The organism is Ferrimicrobium sp. (assembly GCF_027364955.1).
Lineage (GTDB): Bacteria > Actinomycetota > Acidimicrobiia > Acidimicrobiales > Acidimicrobiaceae > Ferrimicrobium.
The window spans coordinates 1-20,828 of sequence record NZ_DAHXOI010000030.1 but is presented as its reverse complement, the minus strand read 5'-3'; the positions used below and the strand labels follow the sequence as shown (position 1 = coordinate 20,828).

The 20,828-nt window shown below is 57.3% G+C and carries 19 protein-coding genes and 1 pseudogene; 7 read left to right on the top strand and 13 right to left on the bottom strand.

Annotated features, from left to right (window positions below; genetic code table 11):
* Positions 1-33 precede the first annotated feature (33 nt).
* Positions 34-426: a hypothetical protein gene (locus M7Q83_RS12510; RefSeq protein ID WP_298339379.1), complete on the bottom strand. Its 393-nt coding sequence runs from the start codon at positions 424-426 to the stop codon at positions 34-36.
* A 590-nt stretch (positions 427-1,016) separates the two neighbouring features.
* On the opposite strand from M7Q83_RS12510, the gene ada reads away from it, so the two are divergent.
* The 6 genes and pseudogenes from ada (at position 1,017) to M7Q83_RS12480 (ending at position 7,398) form a co-directional block, all read left to right on the top strand.
* Positions 1,017-2,063: a bifunctional DNA-binding transcriptional regulator/O6-methylguanine-DNA methyltransferase Ada gene (ada, locus tag M7Q83_RS12505; protein ID WP_298339376.1), complete on the top strand. Its 1,047-nt coding sequence runs from the start codon at positions 1,017-1,019 to the stop codon at positions 2,061-2,063.
* Positions 2,063-2,950 carry a DMT family transporter gene (locus M7Q83_RS12500; RefSeq protein ID WP_298339373.1) on the top strand — a complete coding sequence of 296 codons (888 nt, stop codon included), beginning with the start codon at positions 2,063-2,065 and terminating at the stop codon, positions 2,948-2,950. Before ada ends, M7Q83_RS12500 begins: the two co-directional genes overlap by 1 nt.
* Positions 2,910-4,133, top strand: a pseudogene (locus tag M7Q83_RS12495) (IS3 family transposase). The gene M7Q83_RS12500 and the pseudogene M7Q83_RS12495 overlap by 41 nt, the downstream one beginning before the upstream one ends.
* Positions 4,123-4,377, top strand: a complete 255-nt coding sequence (locus M7Q83_RS12490; RefSeq protein WP_298339370.1) for a hypothetical protein — start codon at positions 4,123-4,125, stop codon at positions 4,375-4,377. The pseudogene M7Q83_RS12495 and the gene M7Q83_RS12490 overlap by 11 nt, the downstream one beginning before the upstream one ends.
* A 792-nt stretch (positions 4,378-5,169) precedes the next feature.
* On the top strand, positions 5,170-6,408 hold the full coding sequence (locus M7Q83_RS12485; RefSeq protein WP_298339367.1) for a hypothetical protein: 1,239 nt from the start codon (positions 5,170-5,172) through the stop codon (positions 6,406-6,408).
* A gap of 606 nt (positions 6,409-7,014) precedes the next feature.
* Positions 7,015-7,398, top strand: a complete 384-nt coding sequence (locus M7Q83_RS12480) for a hypothetical protein (RefSeq protein ID WP_298339364.1) — start codon at positions 7,015-7,017, stop codon at positions 7,396-7,398.
* Between the two features lie 849 nt (positions 7,399-8,247).
* On the opposite strand, the gene M7Q83_RS12475 is transcribed toward M7Q83_RS12480, so the two are convergent.
* The 11 genes from M7Q83_RS12475 to M7Q83_RS12425 form a co-directional block, all read right to left on the bottom strand.
* A complete protein-coding gene (locus tag M7Q83_RS12475) occupies positions 8,248-8,859 on the bottom strand; it encodes a hypothetical protein (protein WP_298339361.1) in 612 nt (203 codons plus the stop codon).
* 297 nt (positions 8,860-9,156) lie between these two features.
* On the bottom strand, positions 9,157-9,405 hold the full coding sequence (locus M7Q83_RS12470) for a HepT-like ribonuclease domain-containing protein (protein WP_298339358.1): 249 nt from the start codon (positions 9,403-9,405) through the stop codon (positions 9,157-9,159).
* The gene (locus M7Q83_RS12465) at positions 9,402-9,722 is read right to left on the bottom strand and encodes a nucleotidyltransferase family protein (RefSeq protein WP_298339355.1); all 321 of its coding nucleotides are present in this window, start codon (positions 9,720-9,722) and stop codon (positions 9,402-9,404) included. The genes M7Q83_RS12470 and M7Q83_RS12465 overlap by 4 nt, the downstream gene beginning before the upstream one ends.
* Positions 9,723-9,860: 138 nt before the next feature.
* Complete coding sequence (locus tag M7Q83_RS12460; RefSeq protein ID WP_298339352.1) at positions 9,861-10,358, bottom strand: hypothetical protein; 498 nt, start codon at positions 10,356-10,358, stop codon at positions 9,861-9,863.
* Between the two features lie 306 nt (positions 10,359-10,664).
* Positions 10,665-11,690: a DNA/RNA helicase domain-containing protein gene (locus tag M7Q83_RS12455; protein ID WP_298339382.1), complete on the bottom strand. Its 1,026-nt coding sequence runs from the start codon at positions 11,688-11,690 to the stop codon at positions 10,665-10,667.
* Positions 11,687-12,412: a GIY-YIG nuclease family protein gene (locus tag M7Q83_RS12450; RefSeq protein WP_298339349.1), complete on the bottom strand. Its 726-nt coding sequence runs from the start codon at positions 12,410-12,412 to the stop codon at positions 11,687-11,689. The genes M7Q83_RS12455 and M7Q83_RS12450 overlap by 4 nt, the downstream gene beginning before the upstream one ends.
* Positions 12,399-12,719 carry a nucleotide pyrophosphohydrolase gene (locus M7Q83_RS12445; protein ID WP_298339347.1) on the bottom strand — a complete coding sequence of 107 codons (321 nt, stop codon included), beginning with the start codon at positions 12,717-12,719 and terminating at the stop codon, positions 12,399-12,401. The genes M7Q83_RS12450 and M7Q83_RS12445 overlap by 14 nt, the downstream gene beginning before the upstream one ends.
* 1,121 nt (positions 12,720-13,840) lie before the next feature.
* Entirely contained in the window at positions 13,841-14,218 is a 378-nt protein-coding gene (locus tag M7Q83_RS12440; RefSeq protein WP_298339344.1) for a type II toxin-antitoxin system VapC family toxin, read from the bottom strand.
* Positions 14,215-14,469, bottom strand: a complete 255-nt coding sequence (locus M7Q83_RS12435) for a ribbon-helix-helix protein, CopG family (RefSeq protein WP_298339340.1) — start codon at positions 14,467-14,469, stop codon at positions 14,215-14,217. The genes M7Q83_RS12440 and M7Q83_RS12435 overlap by 4 nt, the downstream gene beginning before the upstream one ends.
* A gap of 302 nt (positions 14,470-14,771) precedes the next feature.
* Positions 14,772-15,449, bottom strand: coding sequence for a 4a-hydroxytetrahydrobiopterin dehydratase (locus M7Q83_RS12430; protein WP_298339337.1), 678 nt, complete (start codon positions 15,447-15,449; stop codon positions 14,772-14,774).
* 166 nt (positions 15,450-15,615) lie between these two features.
* The gene (locus tag M7Q83_RS12425; RefSeq protein WP_298339334.1) at positions 15,616-17,148 is read right to left on the bottom strand and encodes an MFS transporter; all 1,533 of its coding nucleotides are present in this window, start codon (positions 17,146-17,148) and stop codon (positions 15,616-15,618) included.
* A gap of 85 nt (positions 17,149-17,233) precedes the next feature.
* Here M7Q83_RS12425 and M7Q83_RS12420 point away from each other — a divergent pair, with 85 nt between their 5' ends.
* Positions 17,234-18,301, top strand: coding sequence for an Lrp/AsnC family transcriptional regulator (locus M7Q83_RS12420; protein ID WP_298339330.1), 1,068 nt, complete (start codon positions 17,234-17,236; stop codon positions 18,299-18,301).
* Between the two features lie 390 nt (positions 18,302-18,691).
* Here M7Q83_RS12420 and M7Q83_RS12415 read toward each other — a convergent pair whose 3' ends face one another.
* On the bottom strand, positions 18,692-19,942 hold the full coding sequence (locus M7Q83_RS12415) for a DUF4143 domain-containing protein (RefSeq protein WP_298339327.1): 1,251 nt from the start codon (positions 19,940-19,942) through the stop codon (positions 18,692-18,694).
* Positions 19,943-20,828: the final 886 nt, after the last annotated feature.

Here is a 20,828-nt window from a genome sequence, read left to right as displayed (position 1 = left end):
TCCTTAGGCGGCCGGAAGTTAGCGTTTTGAATACTAAACTGATGAGTACCTCGTACATTTTTTGTAGAGACCTTCCGGTTTGGCGGCACCGACCATGACCGTCTCGGGCTCGTCGGCAACGAACCCTGCATTGCACAACTCTTGGTGAAGTTGTTCGGCACGCTCGTCGTGGCCTCGGGTCTTCCACTCGAACTCCTCCACGCCGAGTTCGTCCAGGTAGTGGTGAATCGTTCGTTGAATGAGACCAGCGATATTATCAACGCCGTCGAGGGATATGTAGCTGACAAAGCCCTTGCGATCGAGAACACCTCGATAGAGCGGACCATCTCGAGTCCAACTGAGCGCATCGTAGACCTCTGCCTCCCCTCGGAGCTGTGCATCATACACTGCGAGAAGCTCCGCAGCTTTAGGTTGTGGTGGGTTCACGAATGTTAACTATAACCCTTGGATCATGTCGGTTGACCTACGGTCTTTCGAAAACCATTCCTTGGGTGAGTGCTGCGATCGTCGGAGACCGCTGACTTCATGGGAGAACTCGCTCCAGTGAGCTTTGAATCTCAAACTTGCTACGGGAGTGGGGTCAGATCTGTCAAGTGTTTTCATCATCTCGCAACTCGGTGAATCACCTCTAGGAATTGGTGTAGGCGACGAGGTTGACGTGTTACGAAGCAGAAGGCGCTCACTTGCATCGCAGACGCTGTTGGGATGAGATACGGATCCTGCACGAAAGATCACTCCCGCGCGAATCAACTTCGCGTACGTGTTGGGTCTCGCTTTGCTTGTCTCGTCCTACCACTCGTAAGCGCTTGTAGCACGTGAACATAGCGTGCCGGCGAACTTCCTGGTAGTGATCGGTGATGTCCAAGACCTATCAGGGCAACTTGGCGTCGCATCTCTCCTCACTCTGGGTCACCAGAAAGGAGGAGTTGGTACGCCTGCGGCTCGATTGATACGACGGCGAATTACTCGTCCCAAATCGGAGAGCTTACGGATCCGCCCGCACCTAAGTTTGAGGTATGAAAGAGTTGAGCAAGGTGCGGTGGCAGGCGGTGGTCTCGCGCGATGAGAAGAGTGTCGGCTTCTTTGTCTATGCGGTACGCACCACGGGGATCTACTGTCGACCTGGTTGTAGGTCACGCTCCCCCCTTCTCGCAAATGTCGAATTCTTTAACACAAGTGACGAAGCAGAGCTGGCGGGATTTCGCCCGTGTCGACGTTGCCATCCTGCGGATCCAATGCGTCTCGACCAGGCTGCTCTGTCGGTTATCGCAGTGTGCAGGCGCTTAGAGGCCGGGCCTGCCACCGAGGATCTGGCTGCGCTCGCTCGCGAGTTGGGGTGGAGCCTCCGGCATTTGAATCGCCTGTTTCAAGCCATGGTCGGCGTCTCAATCAGGAGCTATTCGAGAGCCCAGCTGGCTGAGCGCGCGAGAACAACGCTGCGCAGCGATCTCTCGATCACCGAAGCCGCCTTTGAGGCTGGATACGGTTCGAGCCGCGCCTTTTACGCCCATGGTGCGACTCGTCTTGGGATGACCCCGGAACAATATCGCTTGGGTGGTGCAGGAGCATCCATCCACTACACCACGCTCGAATCCCCGATCGGCATTGTGCTAGCGGCTTCCACGGCACGCGGTGTTTGCGCCATCAAAATCGACCATGACGAGGCCTCGCTCATTGCACAACTGGTCACCGAATTTCCGATGGCTGACATCGAACGCGATGATGATGAGCTCTACGATATCGCCCTCGTGCTTGCCGGAGCCGTTCGCGGTGAAGATGGAGCTACCAAGCTGCCGCTCGACCTGGCTGGTACCGCTTTCCAAGTCCGGGTGTGGGAAGCCCTACGCGCCATTCCAATCGGCGAGACTCGATCGTATTCTCAGATCGCCGAGCAGATCGGCGAACCAACCGCAGTCCGCGCGATTGCGAATGCCTGTGGCGCTAACCCGACCGCACTTGCGATCCCCTGTCATCGCATCGTACGCAAAGATGGCTCTCTGGGGGGCTACCGATGGGGAATCGAGAGAAAGACGTATCTCATCGCGCAAGAGAAGGTGGATTGATGACTGGCATGCCTCGACGCTGGCCGCCAGGCTTCCCGTGGCTAGCCTCCTTCGTCCTCTTGGGCGCAATATGGGGGTGCTCGTTCTGGTGGATCAAGCTTGGGTTGGGTGCGGTTACCCCGATTGACGTCACCGCCATTCGTCTTGTGATTGGAGCCTTTACTCTCCTTGTCATTCTCGCGATCACCCGCGGCACGCTGCCGCGATCCATTCGCGTGTGGGTTCACCTTTGTGTACTTGCGATCTTTCTCAATAGCATTCCATTCACGCTCTTCGCCTACGGAGAAACACACGTGTCAGCGGTGCTCGCGGGCATTCTCAATTCACTGACACCAATCTCCACGATCGCGGTAAGCCTGGCCATCTTTCGCCAGCAAAGGCCCAAGCCAGAGGTCATCCTCGGGATGACGGTTGGCTTCGTTGGGGTGCTCGTCGTGACGGGCATCTGGGATGGTCTTGGCCACAACCAGTTGCTTGGGACAGGGGCTTGCCTTCTCGCTGTGGCCAGCTACGGCATCGCCTTCTCCTATGCACGACGCTATCTAAGTGCTACCGAGTATGGCCCCGCCTCTCTCGCCACCGGTCAAGTCCTCTGCGGAGCACTGCAGGTGCTGCCGTTCGCTCTGGTCTTCGGACACCTTCACCTGGAACAACCTCAACACATCATTGTCGCTGCAGCAGCTGGCCTCGTGAGTCTCGGAGTATTGAGTACCGGACTCGCCTACGTACTGAACTTTCATGTTCTAGAGTCTGCGTCTGCGACAATCGCTAGCATGGTCACCTACCTAACCCCTAAACCACCCCGGGTTTACTGGAGACTCCTACTCTTGAGAGGATGGAGTTACTATGGCACAGGTGAAGCGTTACTCACCGGAGGTAAGGGATAGGGCTATTCGTATGGTTGTGGACCACCGAGGGGAGTACCCTTCGCAGTGGGCCGCGATTCAATCGGTAGCTAACAAGCTCGGCATGACCCCAGAGACCCTACGTCACTGGGTACGCCAAACCGAGATCGATACAGGGGACCGCGAAGGGGTAACAACCGAAGCCAAGGAGCGGGTGCGCCAACTCGAACGCGAAAACGCTGAACTCAAGCGGGCGAACGAGATCCTGCGCGCGGCATCGATTTTCTTCGCGACCGAGCTGGACGGTCGACCAGGAACCAAACGAAACAAGTAGTCGCGTTCGTCGACTCAAACAAGGACAGGTGGGGGGTCCAGCCGATCTGCACAGTGTTGCATTTCGCCTCCTCGACCTACTATGACTACAAGCGACGAGAACCCTCCGAGAGAACCCTCAGGGACGAGGAGCTCAAGGTCCTCATCACCGAGACCTACGAGGCCAACTACCGCGTCTATGGGGCCAAGAAGCTCTGGGTAGCGCTCAACAGAGCTGGCCACCAAGTGGCTCGCTGCACCGTGGAGAGACTCATGCGTGAGCTGGGCATTAAGGGCGCCACCCGAGGTAAGGGCATCGTGATCACCACCATCGCTGATGAGGCGCTAGAGAAGCCTAAGGACCTCATCAAGCGACACTTCGTGTCGTGGGAACCAAATGAGCTTTGGTGTGCCGATATCACCTATGTCAAGACAAGGGCTGGGTGGGCATATGTAGCCTTCATCATCGACGTCTTCTCTAGGATGATCGTCGGTTGGAAGGTGGCCAACTCTCTCAGAGAGTGACCTGGCTACCGATGCGCTAGCAATGGCTATGGCGGCGAGACCAGATACCGAGGATCTCATCCATCACAGCGATCGAGGCGTCCAGTATCTCTCTGTGGCCTACTCGGCAACTCTTCTGGCGGCTGGCATACGACCTTCGGTCGGCACTACGGGTGACAGCTATGACAATGCTCTGGCCGAGAGTTTGAATGGCCTGTACAAGACGGAGTTAATCCATGCGATCGGTCTCCTTGACGACGAGATCGCGGTCGAATGGGAGACCTGTAAGTGGGTGGATTGGTTCAACAACCGACGGCTTCACTCCTCGATTGGAATGATGTCGCCGGCGGAATACGAAGCTCTCTACTATGCTCGAAGGCAGTCAGGAAATTACCTGATTGACAACTAACCGAGTCTCTGTAAAACCCGGGGTGGTTCACCCCTTCTTCGCAGTTGTTGCAGGGGTCCTGTTCTTAGGCGAGTCGTTCCTGTGGAGAGAACCTCTTGGTGGGCTTGTCATTCTTGTTGGCGCAGCTCTTGCGCAGGGTCGTCTTCGGCTTCCAGAACCCGGGACCCAGAGCACGATGTTGTCCCGCCTCTCCCGCGTCGGCCGCCCTCCTTCGGAGCCGATCGAAACCGACGAGACCTTGTGAAGTCGCTACCCTAGGCGAGACCTCAGGACAACAGAAGGGAGACAATCGCCCTGCTCCAAGCCACAAGCACACCCCCGAAGTCTCCTCGGCAAGCAGTCCGATCGACTGACCTGACCACGGCGACTAACGGGTCGCACAACCGAGTTGGCCCCCAGCATGCTCACGGCCGATCCGAAAGAGAGGACGTTGTCTCCCTGACTCCCAAGCCCCGGTTCCATCAGTTCGCGACGCAGCACCCATACCGCTCGTTTGCCAACTACGCGTACCCCGGAGATACAACCCCTACGACCATCACCTGCATCCCGGGTAACAACCTCACCACGCGACGCATCCACCACACAGACGAGACAAACAGTCCCCAGTCACAATGAACCATACCGAGGCCCAATCCGTTGCTTCCCCTGGAGCCGAGCGTACCCCCGACACCCGCCCCGTTACATCGGCCACTCCGTTGACCATCATGACAGTCCCATTCGGCTCCACTAGGGCAAAGCGCATAGTCCTCACGAGATTGCACCTTGGGAAATTTTGCCAGCGGTGATCGCAAGGCAACCTGCAACAAGAAGCACGACTGTGGGGGTTCCGGAGCGAACGCTACGCCTACCAGGTTCGCAGAACGCAATGAGAGGCGGCGTTGTGCTCAGCCCGTCTCCCAGCAACCCCGTCTGCTCGCTCTCTGCTGAGGGCCAATCGGATCGATTACGCCCACGCTGTGCTGATCGAGCTCGCCTGACCGCTACGGCGAGAGTCCTCGTCGAGCCCAAGCAGTAGGATCATCGATAGACTTTCGCTATGACTATTCTCGATCCGTTACTTGTCTTCGCCCAAGGCGAAGACCTCTGGGTGGTCGATCGGTATCTTCCCGTTGGGGCAGTCGTTCAAGGGACCACGGTCCACCTCGAACGACTCGGGGATGTGCGGTGCCGAGATCGATGGCACGGAGAGACACCTCTTGGCACCGTCCTAGTCTCGACCGGGCTTCATCCCTTCGTCACCGTCATCGCGAGAGATGGAGAGATACGATGGCGACACTTCCCCGCAATTGCATCAGTGTTTGCTCTCGATGACTCGCTCTTGGTGATGACCAGCGACGGGAACGTGACCGAAATCGTCCGCTGGACACCGACAACCGACGAAGTACGCACCTCGACGATTCCCGGCTCGGGTGCCGGTTGCTTTCGTGCTCACGGCGATGTGTATCTCATGATGCATACTGAGGGTTTTCCTGGATGGAGAATCTACCGATATGAGGGAGAAGACTTTGTTCTGACCGATCTCGGACTCATATGGCACAATGAACTCAAAGATGCGCGCAAGTCGATCACGATCCAAGGCTGCGGCCATTGGCCCGATGCTTCCTTCTTTCGTCGCAAGTGGGGACCCCGGGATGCGACCGGCGAGCCGACCGATGTGCTCGTTCATCTCCTCCGCGCAACGTCACCGCCCGCTGAGGTTCTGATCTTCCCAACCAACCCCGTCTGGTTGCGGCCATCGGATCCCGTTGACTACCAGATTCCGCTTCCTGGCCGTATGTGGCAGAGCTGTACCATTGGCGAAACCATTGTCATGGTCATCAGGAGCACTGACGATAGCCGGGTCTACTCACACCGCATCGGGTCAAGGACCCTCCGAGAGCTCGAGGTGCTTCGCGATCTGGCGGTGACGCCTTACGACGAACCAGTGATAGCACCCGACCCAGCAGCAGTGAGTGCTCATGTGGAACAGGCTTTGGCAACATGGCGACAAGCGATGGCCAACTTCCACGCAAGTTATGGTTCGTTCGTGCAACTCGAGGCGATCGAGGACGGACTCAACTCCATGATCGCAATCGAGTTGCGCTATCACCTCTATCCAGAGGAGATCTTCGTTGTCTACGAAGCGCTCTATCACAACGATGGTGCACCAATTGGGATGGTCGTCGACACGATCGATCTCACAGAGACGCTCGACACCGGGCGCATTCCAACGCCTGAATGGTGGCGCCGAGATCACCGTGGTCGCATCATCTTGAGAGAGGTCCCCACAAGGTAAGTACGTTCGAGGCATCCGTCTCGTCCGAGAGGTCACGGTGCGTCACGATCAGGATCCATTCGTCGGGCACCATCGGGGAACTATGAGTCGGGCATTATGAGGTGGGGTCTGGTGGCATCACCGGGTTGTATCAGCGCGCCAGTGCCTCAGGCGACCAACGGAGTAATCCATCCTCCCTGGCGTGAGACTTGACCGTGGGCGCCATGCTCAGCCCGCCGCGATCTCGCCTTGGAACGGAGTCCTGCCAACAGGCATTCTCATGGTCCACTGATCGTGTCGCTGGGTCATCATACCAGTGGCTGCTTCAGCAATATCTCCCGCGATTTCTCACTGCGTCACCCTGGCGCGCTTGCGTTCACCTGCTCAGTCGGCGGTGTTCGCGTGTCTTCGCTGTGTGGGGCAACGACCTTGCTCTGCCCGCGCTCGAACGACCATGTCCCAGAGAATTGACCATGCGCCTCCCGCCGACAGCGATGAGTTGCTCCTGGTGGTTGATCGCTAGCGTCGATGAGCAGCCATACTGTCGATACCATGGTACGATGAAGACGGAATCGAGCGGAACGCTCTCTTGGCACCGGGCACCGGGGACGTGTCAGATTGCGGTTCATGCCGCTGTTGGTCGTCGAAGCGAGCTCGGCAGCGATCGGCATGGCCTGCTGTGGCGTGACCTCCGCAGCCTTTGGTGTTGCAAGCGCCCTGGAGCTCTTCATCCTCATGATCCTGGCACTATCCCAACGTATCATCATCAACGGTCGTCCGACACTCAGCTGGTGGTTCGTCGACCAAGTCGATGTCATCGATCCCCGGATATCCCAAAGTCCTTGGTGGTTGAGCCTCATCGCGTCAGGCATAGTCACGTTGGTTACGGGCTTGACCCTCGGACTTCACTCCATCGGGGTCGCTAGCAAGGCTGGAATCATCGCGGCCACCATAGTGCTCCTTGTCGATCTCACTGCTCTGCGGAGGTCAATGAAGATCCGGCATCGCTGACACGGCCTACACCCTCGCGGAGCGTCCGACCCAGGGCAGCCACTTCCCAGATCCATCGGTGCTGACAACCTCTCCTTGTCAGACCTCGGTCAACTACGTCTGGGCACCGGCTCGTAGCGAGGCCTTGGGCCGTGGAGAAATGTCGCTTGCAGTGCCCGTTGACGTCGCACGAAGCCTTGCACTCTTCGAGCATTATTCCAGAGTCGTTAAAGAACAGCGGAAGGCCTTCCAGCCTCCCAACCATATGATCTGAACAGCCGACAGAGCCGACGTCCCACTATTGCTCATCGCCGCTCAACGCGACTCCCCAAGCGTTGCGATCTCTCCACTGTCGACAATGCGTGCTAACAAGGCCCAAGGGGCCATCCACCTCACGCCATCAATGCTGCATGCGCATCCCTTGGGTGGTCTTGTTCCCAACGGGCCGCATCGGTCGCCGCGACCACTGGTCGTTGAGCACCTTCGTCACCCGAGAGTCCCCGGCGACGTGACAACCCCGAGATGCGACCACGTGACTCTCGCAGCCTCCTCAACTGATGACGACGGGGGTTTGCCTGAGACCTCCTGGTTCGCACCGCCCCCTTGCACCTGCCAACCATCACACTGCCTACGGCTACGTACTCCGAGCGTGTGGTGCACCGTCTCGTCGAGAGACTCAGCGAAACCAGCCCGTCGACCGGGCTCGATGCTATGCGGAATGACCGATCGATCGCTGAAGCGACATTCATGGTCTGCTCGCTCGGGAATCCACATACACAACACTGGCGAAAACCTACGAACTACGTGACCCTGTTCCTGATCGGGCCAGCGGACGCAACGCTGACAGCTCCGCAATCCGGCTCCGGGCAGTCACTGAAGCCTCCGACCCGATGCAGCTGTTGCGGCGTGGGGGTCAGGGAATTGCACCACAGCCGGCACCATTCCGCGTGGAACTGTGAAGACGACCCAACCTTGCGCACACTGATTCCGACCAAGCGATGCCAGGCTGGCATTCAGCTGGTTCATCCCAGCAAGCGGACCTCCGAAGTGATCGGTCGGGACCGAAGAACCGTCAATCACGGCCGACAGTTTCGTTGAAAGCCGCTGGCGCAAGAACCGCACCCCAAACCATGAAGGACGAAGTGTGCCGACCAACCCTGTCGGTCCGGCGCAAACTTTGGCCACAATCGCGTCCCGAGCATCGCCATGTATCACAGGCGCCCCTGTACTCGTGACCCCCTGGTACCAGTGCGTAATGCCAACGCTCGCGAGACCAGCGCGATCGTTCGACAGAAGCACGGTTGCACCAATTTGAACAAACACCTGGGAGGCGTTGGTCGATCGCACCTGCTCACGAGATCGCTGGTCTTGAGAGGGCGTCGATGCATGGGACCTCGCTCCATCCGTCGAACCGCATGCAGCGAGCGCCATACCCGAACACAGAGCAATCAACACCAACCTTGCACCATGTTGTTTCCTCATAAGACCCCCTTGGCGAATCCGAACACTTGGTCCATTCGCCCACCTCATAGAACGCGGAACCCGTCAGAGTACTTGCCTGGTCTTGAAGATGCCATCATTGATAGCGGCGGAGAGGTTCGCTGTTGCGGGTCAATCCACCTGAAAACGATTACCAGAGTGGGACTGTCGTTTGAGGGCTGGACCATCAGCTTCGGTTACCGCTTGCTCCTTGGGTAGCGTGAGCGCTACCCGCACGCGCTCCACCAACACAGGAAGATCATGTTCAATAACGCTCCATACGATGTCTAGATCAACGTCTTAGTATCCGCGAGCGAGCTGATTACGAAATCCTGCCAATTGTCTCCAGGGGATATCAGCGTGTTCCTCTCTGAACGCAGCAGAAAGTCGTTGGCTCGACTCCGTAAGCGTCTGTAAACGGTACATCGTGGCATCACGTATAAGTGCATCATTGAGCGACGATCTTCCCTGCTTGATAACGGTGTCTTCGATCCCTTTCGCAGCCTCGTCGATGTGCGTCAAATATAGTAAGTCACTGTGTTGTGTCATAGGGACACGGCTTCGCGCTCAACCTGGTCACGTATCACACGGTGTATCTTGGTTCCAATGTCCACTTGGTAGCCCAGGAGATCCTCAAGCTCTTGGGCGAACGCGACGACCTCAAGCCCGCTAGTTTTAGCGGTAAAGTCCACCAAGAGATCAATGTCGCTATCACTGGTAGCATCACCTCTGGCAACGGAGCCATATACACGGATATTCGAGACTCCATGATGTGTCGCAAGCTCCATGATGTCTTGTCTATGAGATCGAAGCAAGGCAAGACTTGGCGGAGTCTTGACCAACGTGGACGCAACAGGCTTAGTCATGATATTCCTTCCGACCTGCAGTCTACCAGAACGGATCTGTAGACGATGTTAGCCTCAGCTCCCGCTCCCAAAATCCTGTCCCCAGGTGGACGGTGGGGTATCCAAGTCCCCGAGCAAACTGTAGCAACAATCATGCGATTACTTGGCTGCCTTGACGATGTGGAAGACGACGCTACGGTGCCTATAAAGAGAAAACCATTGGCGGACGTTGAGAACTCCCGTTCCTTCGACATAGCGGATCACTCCAAACCAGCCGATGACCGCCACCCGACCACAAAACCCGCGGATCAGCCATACGGATATCAGCTCCGCCTCTGGCGCAGTTGACTCCGTCGTTGCTACCATTCCGGCGGGTTCCTCATCGACGAAGCAGATGAGCGCAATACCATACCGGCATGATGCAGTCGGTCCCGCCGCCTCGCCTCTTGATCGTGGTGAGCACTCCATCGTTCCAACATGGAGGCAAAGATATATAGGGCAGTACCGCGCCACCGCCCCTCGATGAAGTAACCTGCACAGCTCCTCATCCGCCACGATCACCGCGGTGATCGTGGCCCCTTCGCTTGTCCTGACCCACGTTGGCGAAGATTCTGGCGCGCTCATCACGCCAGCGACCAGATCGGACTCATCAGACAACAGCCAGGTATCAACACGGTGGTCCTCTCACCAATATGCACCCTCTCGCCAAGAATCTCTACCTCCTTGGCCAGGGCTCGTACCAGCCTTAAGGCCGTGCTCCCCGTGACCAGCGCAAGCGCCCAAGCCATGCCGCAACAATCTCCACAGCGACACGATCCCTGCGTCATCAAAGAACACGTGAAGTCCTCAACGTAGTGGCTCGGGACCAGAGAGCGCTGGGAGCAGGGGTTCAAGCACCGAGAACCTAGCCGAGGAGAGGTCAACGAGAGTCGCCCGAATCCCATCCTTGATCACACGAGGCGGCTAATAACCTGGCTCTGGTCGCCTCTGCGGTGAGCTCGGAATGTAGTGCTGTAAATAACGACGAAGGCCCGGATCGCGGGCATAGACGAACGTACCCTTCATGCCACGGGTCAATAACACCGCATAGACGTTCAACACGAGTCCCAACACGTCATCGTCGCTGTAGGTCAGGCCACGGCGAGGATTGTTCTCCTTGCCCTTGCGATCGAAATAATTCTTGCGATCGAGGACGAACCGTCTACTCGTCTCGTCATAGCACAGGTCCGGACCGATAATGACTCCGGCATAGTTCAAGTCATATCCCTGGACGGTATGGATCGAACCGACCTCCGCCACTGACTCCTTCCTCGCAATCCAGTCAGTCTCGCTCGAATTCCACCGCAACTGGCAACCGTCGAGCTCGATGTCAAACGCCGCTGGATCGCGTTTGCTCCGCCACTCCCACGCATACCCCGCCACCAGGCGAGCGAGCCCCACTTCACCTTCTCGCCACACGATACGCTCATAGAGCTCACCGAGATTCTCGAACAGGAGGAACTCATAATCAGCAAAGGTCCGAGGAGTAGGTGGTTCATGACTCAACATGGCACGCACGTAACCCACATAACCATCACCAGCGCCAACCCTCATCTGAGAGAGGAGCCTGCGATATCTGCCGGTGGCACTTGCAGTTTGCACGAGTTCAGCCTGGAGCTCCGAAGGGAGATCAGCAGGGCGTACACTCTGTGACGGATCAATCATGAGGACCTGGTGCCGACTCTGGGCCCGAACCCAGTCAAGCTGGGTGTAGCCATCATCGTCAGCACCAAAGAGTCGCTCATTGATGGCACCAAATCGACGATTGGCCTGTGCGCTGGACTGATTGGCTCGCTGGCTGAGCCTGTGCGCCTCATCGACGATCAAAAGATCATAGGGATGCTCAGCCTCTCCAACCTCAGTGGCGCTCAACACCATCGTCTCATCGAGCCCCGCCGTCTTGCGAAAGACCTGTCGCACCGAGGCGCGCAGCGACTGCTGGGGGATCACCAATCCGATCCGGATACCGCGCAGAAGTGCCGCGTTGGCCTCGGTCGTGTACTCAGAGAACGCCAGATCCCCTCAGGGTCCTCTCGGTCCCTCATCACCGCGATATCCATCATCAGCTTCATCACGAACACCGCAATGATCGTCTTGCCGGTCCCTGGATCGCCTTGGATAACGAGTGGAACACTCACTGTGGTGGCCAGATCGTTGATGACAGTCTCAAGAATCATCCGGACCGCGAGCTCCTGATCGCTGGTGAGCGACTTATAGGGAGAGAGCTTGTAGAGATCGGTATTCTCGATGTCTCGCACCGGCTTTGACAGCACGCCTTCTTGTTGGAGTACGAGCGCAATCGACTCGAACGTCTCTCGGTAGTCACCTCTGCGGTAGTAGTCTGCATTAACCACCCCATCATTGCGATTTAACACCCGGTATTTTCCGTCACCTGAAAACAGCTGAATTAGGTAGGCCTCGAGATCCAAGCAGGCCGATTTGTTGAACGTATCATCGAGCACGACTCGAACACAGCGAAGTCGGGCCTTCTCTTCCGACTCAAGATGCTGTCCCAGTCGCGACACAACGTTCAAAGACTCGCCAACGTAGACATCATCGTTGTTGTTGAGGGTATAGACCACTGGCCAGTTTCGATGGCGCGAGTCTCTTCCCGACCAGGATGAGATCGAGCCAGGGTCGAGGTCGAGCCGTTCGATGCTAAAGCCGGTCATAGCGAACCGCCCGCCCCTTTGCCTTCTCAACGGGATATTTTGCAGCCGTAATCGCAAGTTTTGCTCTCACAATATCGGTGATCTCGAGTCCAAGACGATCAGCAAGCAAACAACAGTAGGTTATAACGTCAGCAAGTTCCCCTGCTACGGTCTCGCTCGGTGGATCCGATCCCCATTGATAGCACTCGAGCAGCTCTCCTGCCTCGATCGCGATGCTTTTTGCCAGATTCTCAGGAGTGTGAAACTGCCCCCAATCGCGAGCTCTCACAAAGTCACGCAGCTCCTGCATGACTTCTCCATCGATCATTGCATCACTCCGACCCCTACCGTCATCGATCTCCCGCCATTATCAACCACCACCACCTGTACCCCGCTCCCACCGTTCCAATCCCTGTGACAAGCTTCCCGCTCACGCAAAGCTTACCCCATCTATGACCAGGCTTTGGGAGAGATCTGCGCGGCACGCTCGATGACGGGCTCATGACCCAGTCCCCAACCATGCACCTGTCCATCTCGCGCCTATCCCAAACGTCATAGAGACCCCGCCTCCGAGGTCGAATCGCCACACTACGCGAATGACCGTCGACGGCTACGCGGTTCACCGATACGACCACCGACGCCAAGGCAATCTCCTTGGATCGTGCGACATGGAATTGGAATGATCCGCTTTGCAAGAGACCCATCAGGAGACAAACCCACTAGCGAAAGTGAGCAATCAAGGTGTGAGCCTTAGTCTTGCTGGAGCGAGCAACTCTGACAAAGAAGACTGGATGCTCACCCTTGGCCCGGTGTCCAATGAGCCAGTGCGCGGGGCCAAGTGGTGATGGACCACGCCGCTATCATCGCGAACTGTATCAAAACGCACCGTCATCAACTATCGAGGCGATGACACCAGAGAGGGTCATCTACCAGAGGCACGTTTGCTTCGTAGTTTGCCGGGCGAGTTTCCGTGGACAATCACCACCCAACGCTCGAGGTGCGCATGGCGCACCTCCTCCTCACCTGTTCGTGAAGGCGAAGACTGGTCACACCTGAACAATGATCGGTGACACGATGCGATTCCGGCGCGATCGAGTTGTGCCCGTGGAAGCCTCTTTGGGTGAACGACACCGGGGGAACTTGAGACGTTGGTTTCAGAGGTACTCAATATCTCTCTGCACTGATGCAATAGCTAAGCGTTCATCACTTACCAGCAAAAAGGCCATCCTCGGATAGGTGAACCTACACCCTGTCAGGGCGACGCCGAGCATCGGTCTTGTGTAAATCCGAGACTTCGCGCGGCCCAACCGAGACCCGCAGACACAATCAATGAAAGGCTGCACACAAGGCATCTTTCGGTTCGTGCACTCGACCTGCTCGTCGCAGTTCACGAAAGACGTAGGGTCAGGTGACACAAACCTATTCACGCGCGGTCAGCACCACACGATTTCAGTAGGGCGCTTGGAGGTCGGGAAACATCGGGAAGTGCCTGACATTGCGCGTCAACAGCACCGCACCTGTGCGGATGGCGGTGGCGGCGACGGCGAGGTCGGCACTATCGATGGTGTGGTGACTGGGAAGCCAGCCTCGGCCGAGGATACCGGCCTCCTCCGCGATGTCAGCGTCGACGGGGTGCCAGATCAGAGTCGAAAGAAGCGCACACGTATCTTCCTCTTCGGATGGACGCATGCCAGCGAGGATCTCTAGGCGGGTGATTTCGCTCGCGTGCAGTACATCCGCCGACCGCTCGCGCTCCAAGACTGCGCCGGCATCTGGGTAACCGCGAAGATAGTCGATCAGAATCGACGTGCCGATGAGTCTGCTCACAATCTATGTTGTCCCAGACGAGAGCCGGAACGTCGTTGCTCCACCCACTCTGCACCATCGAGCTGATCGCGGTTCCAGGCGCCGAATGCTCGGCGCATGGCCACAAGATCGTCCTCGGCAGAGCGCTCGGAGCCATAGACCTGCTCGACCGCATCCCGAATCAAGGCAGAGAGCGATCGGCCAGTTCGCATTGCGACTTCGTCAAGCGTGCGTCGTTCCTGCTCGGTCAGGGAGATCTGAGTTCTCCACATGATGTAAGCCTACCTCTTAAGGTGTACCTGACTCGTTGATCACGCGCATAGCTCCGACGCGAGCCGACCGTCTTGGTCTCGATCATCCTTCATAACAAGACCAGCGCTCCGACGAATACCCGACTGGCGCCCACCGATTACCTTCTCGAGCCCGTCCCCGCAAACTCATGAGTTCATTCGGATCACCGATCCCCGTCAACTCCCTGATCATCGGAGTCGGTACCACCCTCTCCGACATCCTCGCCCCAATGCGGGGAATAAAGGCACGAGCAAGCTCGATAGATCGCCCGCGTGAGCTCGCTTTATCGCCCAAGAGCTGTACAGATACATGAGCGATTACCTTCGGCATCCTCCACCACCCAGTAGTTCGGTGCTCCGGCATCGCTCACCAGTCTTCCACCTGCCTGGATCACTCCACGAAGGCGATCCTCCGCGTCATCGGCAGGAACCCACACATCAAAGTGCCAACGCTGTTCGAACGTCTGAGGTGGTAGTGCAAGCTCCTCATCAACCTCCCCGGTATCCTGCCACCACAGTGTCGGGGTCTGACCGCTAGGATCAGTAGGCTCACCATTTCGAATCTCAGACCGCAACAGTGCCGCATAAAACGGTGCGAGCTGTGCTCCCAACTGGGTGTCAAGGCCAATCTCGACGAGCGTCACTCCTCGGACATCCGAAGCAATCCCCAATTTGTCAGCCAAGCTCGAAATCTCTCGTGCGAGGCGGAGGTCGCGGGAGGTAATACCGCCAACGTCGTGTGAGAACAGAGTAACGACCACTTCAGAATAGGTCAACACAATGTCAGGATGATGATCCATGACCTCAGCAGCCGCACCGACTTGATTGACAAACGCAAGACCCGCTGCGAAGCTATTGGTGCGAAAACGCGCCCGCAGTTGTTTGTTCAACTGCCTCCAGTCCTTCAGCTCGCCATCTTGTACTTGGTCGGGGCTCAGCAGTTCACGATCTACGGGCGCCATGGATGCCTCCTTTTGTGGAGATGGGGTGGCCTCACCGAATAAGATCCACCGCTGCCTTGCGAGTGTATCACTCCAGAAGTTTGTCCGTGACTCTCGTGTCACTCAAGGTTACCGAACCCGTTCCCCAGGTGGCTCCTATCGCCAATCCGCTCGCGAGGCTTGCCTGCTAGCTCTTGTCCGCCCCCACCTCGACGGAGCGTCCCACGAAGTCTCGGGGCCGAATGGAGATCGTGGCGGCGACAGCACCCACGATCGCCAACAGGCCACTGACGATCAGGAGCTCATTCAACGCGCCGGTATAGGCCGCGTGAATCGCCGTCACCAGCTCACCCCGTACGCGTGGCGCGCTTGCGACGATCGCCTGTCCGATGGTGCCCTGATCGATCGCGCTGGCAATGGCGGCCGAACGGTGCGCGAGACTTGGAGTGAGTGAGAGCGCATGATCGAGATGGTGCAGCAGCGACGAGGTAAAGAGGGTCCCGTAGACGGCGACACCCACCGCGATACCGATCTGGCGCCCGGTGCTATTGGCACCCGATGCCATCCCGGATCTCGCAGGTTTGACCACCCCAACCGCCGTAGAGGCAAGTGGTGGGTTGACGAGTCCACTGCCGATGCCCGCGACCAAGAACCCTGGAATGAGATGGGTCCAGGTTGTCGTTGCACTAAGCCCTGCCATCAGCAGCAATCCCAGCCCAACGAGGGCGAGCCCAGGACCGATCAGCCAACGGACCGGAAGATGGCTGCTCGCACGACCGGCTGCCGTGGCGACGATCAGCGTCGCCCCAGTGAGCAGGAGAAGACGTTCACCGGTACCAAGAGCTGAAAAACCAAGGTCATCCTGGAGATAGAGCACGAGATAGAGCAGCATGGCAAAGAGTGAGGCATTCATCGCAAAGGCCGCCACGAGACCACCATCAAAGGTCGGCACCCGAAAGAGCGATAGATCGAGCATAGGATGGCTCACTCTGATCTCGATCAGGATGAAGGCGACGAACAGAAGAACCGCCAGGACGAGGGAGGCGATCACCGATCCGGAACTCCAGGAGGTCTGGCCGGCTTCGGTGAGACCGTAGACCAGGGATACCATTGCGAGGGTAAAGCTCAAGAACCCCGCCCAATCGGGACGGTGCGACTGATCGCTCCGGTACTCATCGACCTTGACGAGTGTTACGACGATCGCAGCGGCACCCAGGGGTACGTTGACCCAGAAGATCCCACGCCAGCTGATGTCGGTGGTAATCAACCCTCCGAGGATGGGACCGACGCCAGCGGCGAGTCCGGTGATGCCGCCCCAGATGCCAAACGCAACCCCCCGGTCCTTGCCGTGAAAGCTGTTGGCAAGGAGTGAGAGCGATGTTGCAAAGAGAATAGCGCCACCGATCCCCTGCCCTGCCCGTGACAAAATCAGCATCAACGGTGACTGCGCAAGCCCACAAAACGCTGAGCCCAGCGTAAAGATGACCAGCCCAATCAGAAAGACGAGCCGCTGACCGTATCGGTCAGCGAGGGCTCCTGCGGTAAGGAGTGCCGCCGCTAGTGTGAGCGCATAGGCGTCGATCACCCACTCCACATCGGCGAAGTTCGTATGTAGCGCCCGTTCAATCTGGGGGAGTGCCACGATCACGATGGTCAGGTCTAGCAAAAACATAAACGTGGCCACGCAGGCCACGATCAGTGTCCACCACTTTTTATCCATACCAACCAACGTACCCGCTAGTCCTACGATCTTCTATAAGTCCGTAATATTCTGCTATTAACTTCCAAGTGTTACGCTCTTGATTGTGCAAACTGCCCATCTCGACATCCTGGACCGTCGAATCATCCAGGCTCTGAACCTCGATCCACGCGCCTCATTTCGACGGTTTGCAGAGACCCTAGGTGTCTCCGAACAGACCATCGCCCGTCGTTATCGGTCAATGGTCGACAATCAGGTCCTTCGCGTCGTCGCTGAACTCAACTCGCAGCGGATCTCCGAATCCGACTGGGCAATCCGTCTCCGCTGCCTGCCCGGCTCTGCGCCAAAAGTTGCCACCAAGGTAGCGCGAGATCCAGAGGTCTCCTGGGTCCAGGTCGTCTCCGGTGGAACCGAGGTCTTTGCCGCGATCCGCTCTCAACGACGGATCAAAGGAGCGCATCTGCTGCTCGAACAGTTCTCTGGCAGCCGCCAGGTCGTGGACGCAAGGGCCTACTGCCTCTTGCACGAATACAGCAATGATGTGTTCTCTCCATTGGGGGCAGACTGGCTCACCCCAGAGGAGATCAATCGATTGCGCCAAGACCCCGCAGCGCTCTCGGAGGTGGACCGAAGCCTCACCGTGCTTCACGAAGCCGACTGGCCGCTGATCCGAGCGTTAGGCGAAGATGGTCGAGCGACCTATCGTCAACTCGCTGAAGCCACCCACTGGCATGAGTCAACGGTACGACGGCGTGTTGAGGATCTTGTTCGAGCAGGGGTGCTCTCCTTCCACGTCGACCTTGAAAACGATGCGATTGGGATGGGCGCACCTGCCCTTCTGTGGATGTCGGTGTCCGTATCGAAGCTTGCTGAGGTCGGAGAGACACTCGCGAGCCATCAGGCAATCCCCTTTGTCGCAGCCACTACCGGTTCAACGAACCTGCTAGCAATGGTGCTTTGCCGCAACGAAGCAGTGTTGTATGGGTATCTCACAAAAGAGTTGGCGGATCTGGAAGGGATCCTGCACTTGGAGGTCGCCCCCATCATGCACACGGTGAAACACTACTCTATGATCACGCAGATCAATGCGAATCCACAAGACGACTCTTCGCACGCTGCTGGTCCCGATGAGGGCCTCGCCATCTCCCCAGGATTCGATAACAAAGAGACTTAAGGACTCGACAGGGACTGTGGAAAACCCAAGGCTGTCAGGCCAGCCGACCCAGGGGCGCATGCGACTTCGTCGCAGCTTTGCATGGCATCTCACAACAATCGCCTTGAGTTGACCCGCCCGAAGGTCCGCCTAAACAGCCCTGTCGCGCGCTCTATCTAGATTCATCCCCTCAGATGATCCGCATCGAATACCAGATGAACGACTGGAGACAATTTCAGGAGGCACGCTTCAGAAGAACAGGTACCCGGTTCAGAGTACGTCATCGCAGGTGATCAGATACACGGAGAATGATAAGACCGCCAGTGCGAGGGCCGAGAGTCCCGGAGTTACACAAACGACCAAGCGCGACGAACGCCGGTGCAGTACCGTAGTCAGCTACGGCCCAGTTAGCTACGGCCCTAGTGCGGACATGGGAATGACCGCTACCCCGTCAGATCGCATATAGCTGTAACCCGCTGGTACAATCACCCCGAGCATGCTCGGTTCACCAGTCAAGGCGGTATCGATCTTCCTTGCAAACCTGAGGAGCGATACGGCTCCCTCATCAATTCGCCCAGCGCCAAGCTTTACTTCGAAGGCCGCCCAGCGGCCATCACGCAACTGCACGATCGCGTCCACTTCTTGGCCTCCCTTGTCTCGATAGTGAAAAACCTCTCCGTCAAGGGACTGTGAGAGTACGCGCAGATCGCGAACGACTAACGACTCGAACAAGAGCCCTAGAGTTTGGAGTTCCTTGACTAGTCTCTCGGCAGTAGCTCCAAGCGCAGCCACGGCAAGCGAGGGGTCGACAAAGTGGCGTTTGGGTGAACGACGGAGCGTTGTACGCGAACGAAGGTGAGGCGACCAGGCCGGTTGACTCTCAATCACCATGAGCCGTTCAAGCGCGTCAAGATAATCAACGACCGTATTATGAGCCAATGAACCAGACTCCCCTCCGGCATCGGAACCCAAAACTTCAAGGGTGGCTTCGGTAGCGACATTGCGCGCCAACGAACGCAAGAGTCGCCAAAGACGTCCGGGGTCTCGATGTCCACCTGCCACCCGTTGGACATCCACATGACAGATATTGTCAAGATAGTCACGCACTGAACGAGCAGCGGCGCGCGACGTTAGCTCAAGATGCCGAGGCCAACCGCCGCGCACCAGGAGATCAGCCAGCTTCGCAAGCGAGAGTTCGCGTTGGCCAGATTTTGGAGACTCTCCTTCCATGAGTTGCTCGAGAGAGACCAGACCGGTGCTATACCCCATCTCAAACAATGTCATGGGCCGCATTTTCAAGATAGAGAAACGACCAGCCCCGCTGTGTCGACTCGACTCATCATTTGGAACTGATGATCCAGTAAGTATGAACTGACCGGATGTCTTGCGCTGATCAACCATACGGCGCACCTCATTCCAGATGCTTGGCGACTCCTGCCACTCGTCGATCAGTCTCGGGGTGGGACCATCAAGCACCAGCGACGGATCGACGCTTAGAGCTCGCTTTGCCTCCAGGTCGACATCAAGCATCACCCAACTCTTAGCTATTCTGAGAGCAGTCTCGGTCTTGCCACATGCCTTAGGCCCTTCGATCAGCACTGCACCGGACGCCTCCATGCGTTCTACCAGCTCGCGATCGACAACCCTATCTTTGTACATCATCTCTGACTCCGCTTCAAAGGTCTGTGCGAAGTCTAGGAGACAAACTGATAGGTTCAGCCACTAGTTCCTGATTGGTTTGGCCACTAGTTGCTGATTGGTTTGGCCACTAGTTGCTGATCGCTTTGGCTATTGGATATTGATCGATTTGTCCGTCATGCAATGGTCATTTTGGCCACAAAGAAAGTCAGCCACGGTACCGCTTGACAATAGCGCGATTGGCCCAAAATGCCCTGGGATACGATGGGGGAACATCCGGAGATCCATACCGCAGACTCGCTTGGGCACCCGCGAAGCTAGCTGTTATTGTGATCACCTACGATTTCTTGTGGGATCATCATCTCCCCATTGGTAAACCAGACCGAGAATCTGCACCCAACCAGGTCACTGACCTGAAAATCTTCCTCCACGCTTATCAGTAGGCTGGAGTGGCGAAAGTGTGGCGCTACGACTGGAGACGGCTTAGGTAACAAGTGACCGTTAACAGATGGCGCTCCTCGTCTATGAGGCGCACCATGCAGGGATACCTGGCACAGCAATAATGCAGTTCCGAGAAAGCTGCGCTGGATCGAAGCTGCCGAGTGCCTCTTAATGGAACCGTTAGGAAACGAGCAGCTCCCGAAGGTTGGTTTAGCCAGCCTTCTCTACCGGCAAGTTGGTCTGTACAGCTTGGGGCGTCTTTGAATGCTCCCTCACAAAATCGGGTGCCACAAGGGCTCCATGTGCTTAGCTTGAACGAGGGATCCACCAAAGCTATGGCTGGTGGCTCCAAGTTCATGGCTAACCATGATGACCAGATATCAACAGACCAGCGAACAGTTAGCGATTTCATGGTAGTCCATTCCATCGCCTCGCAAGACCGCTAAGCGGCTTGCTCCGGGGCACCTGC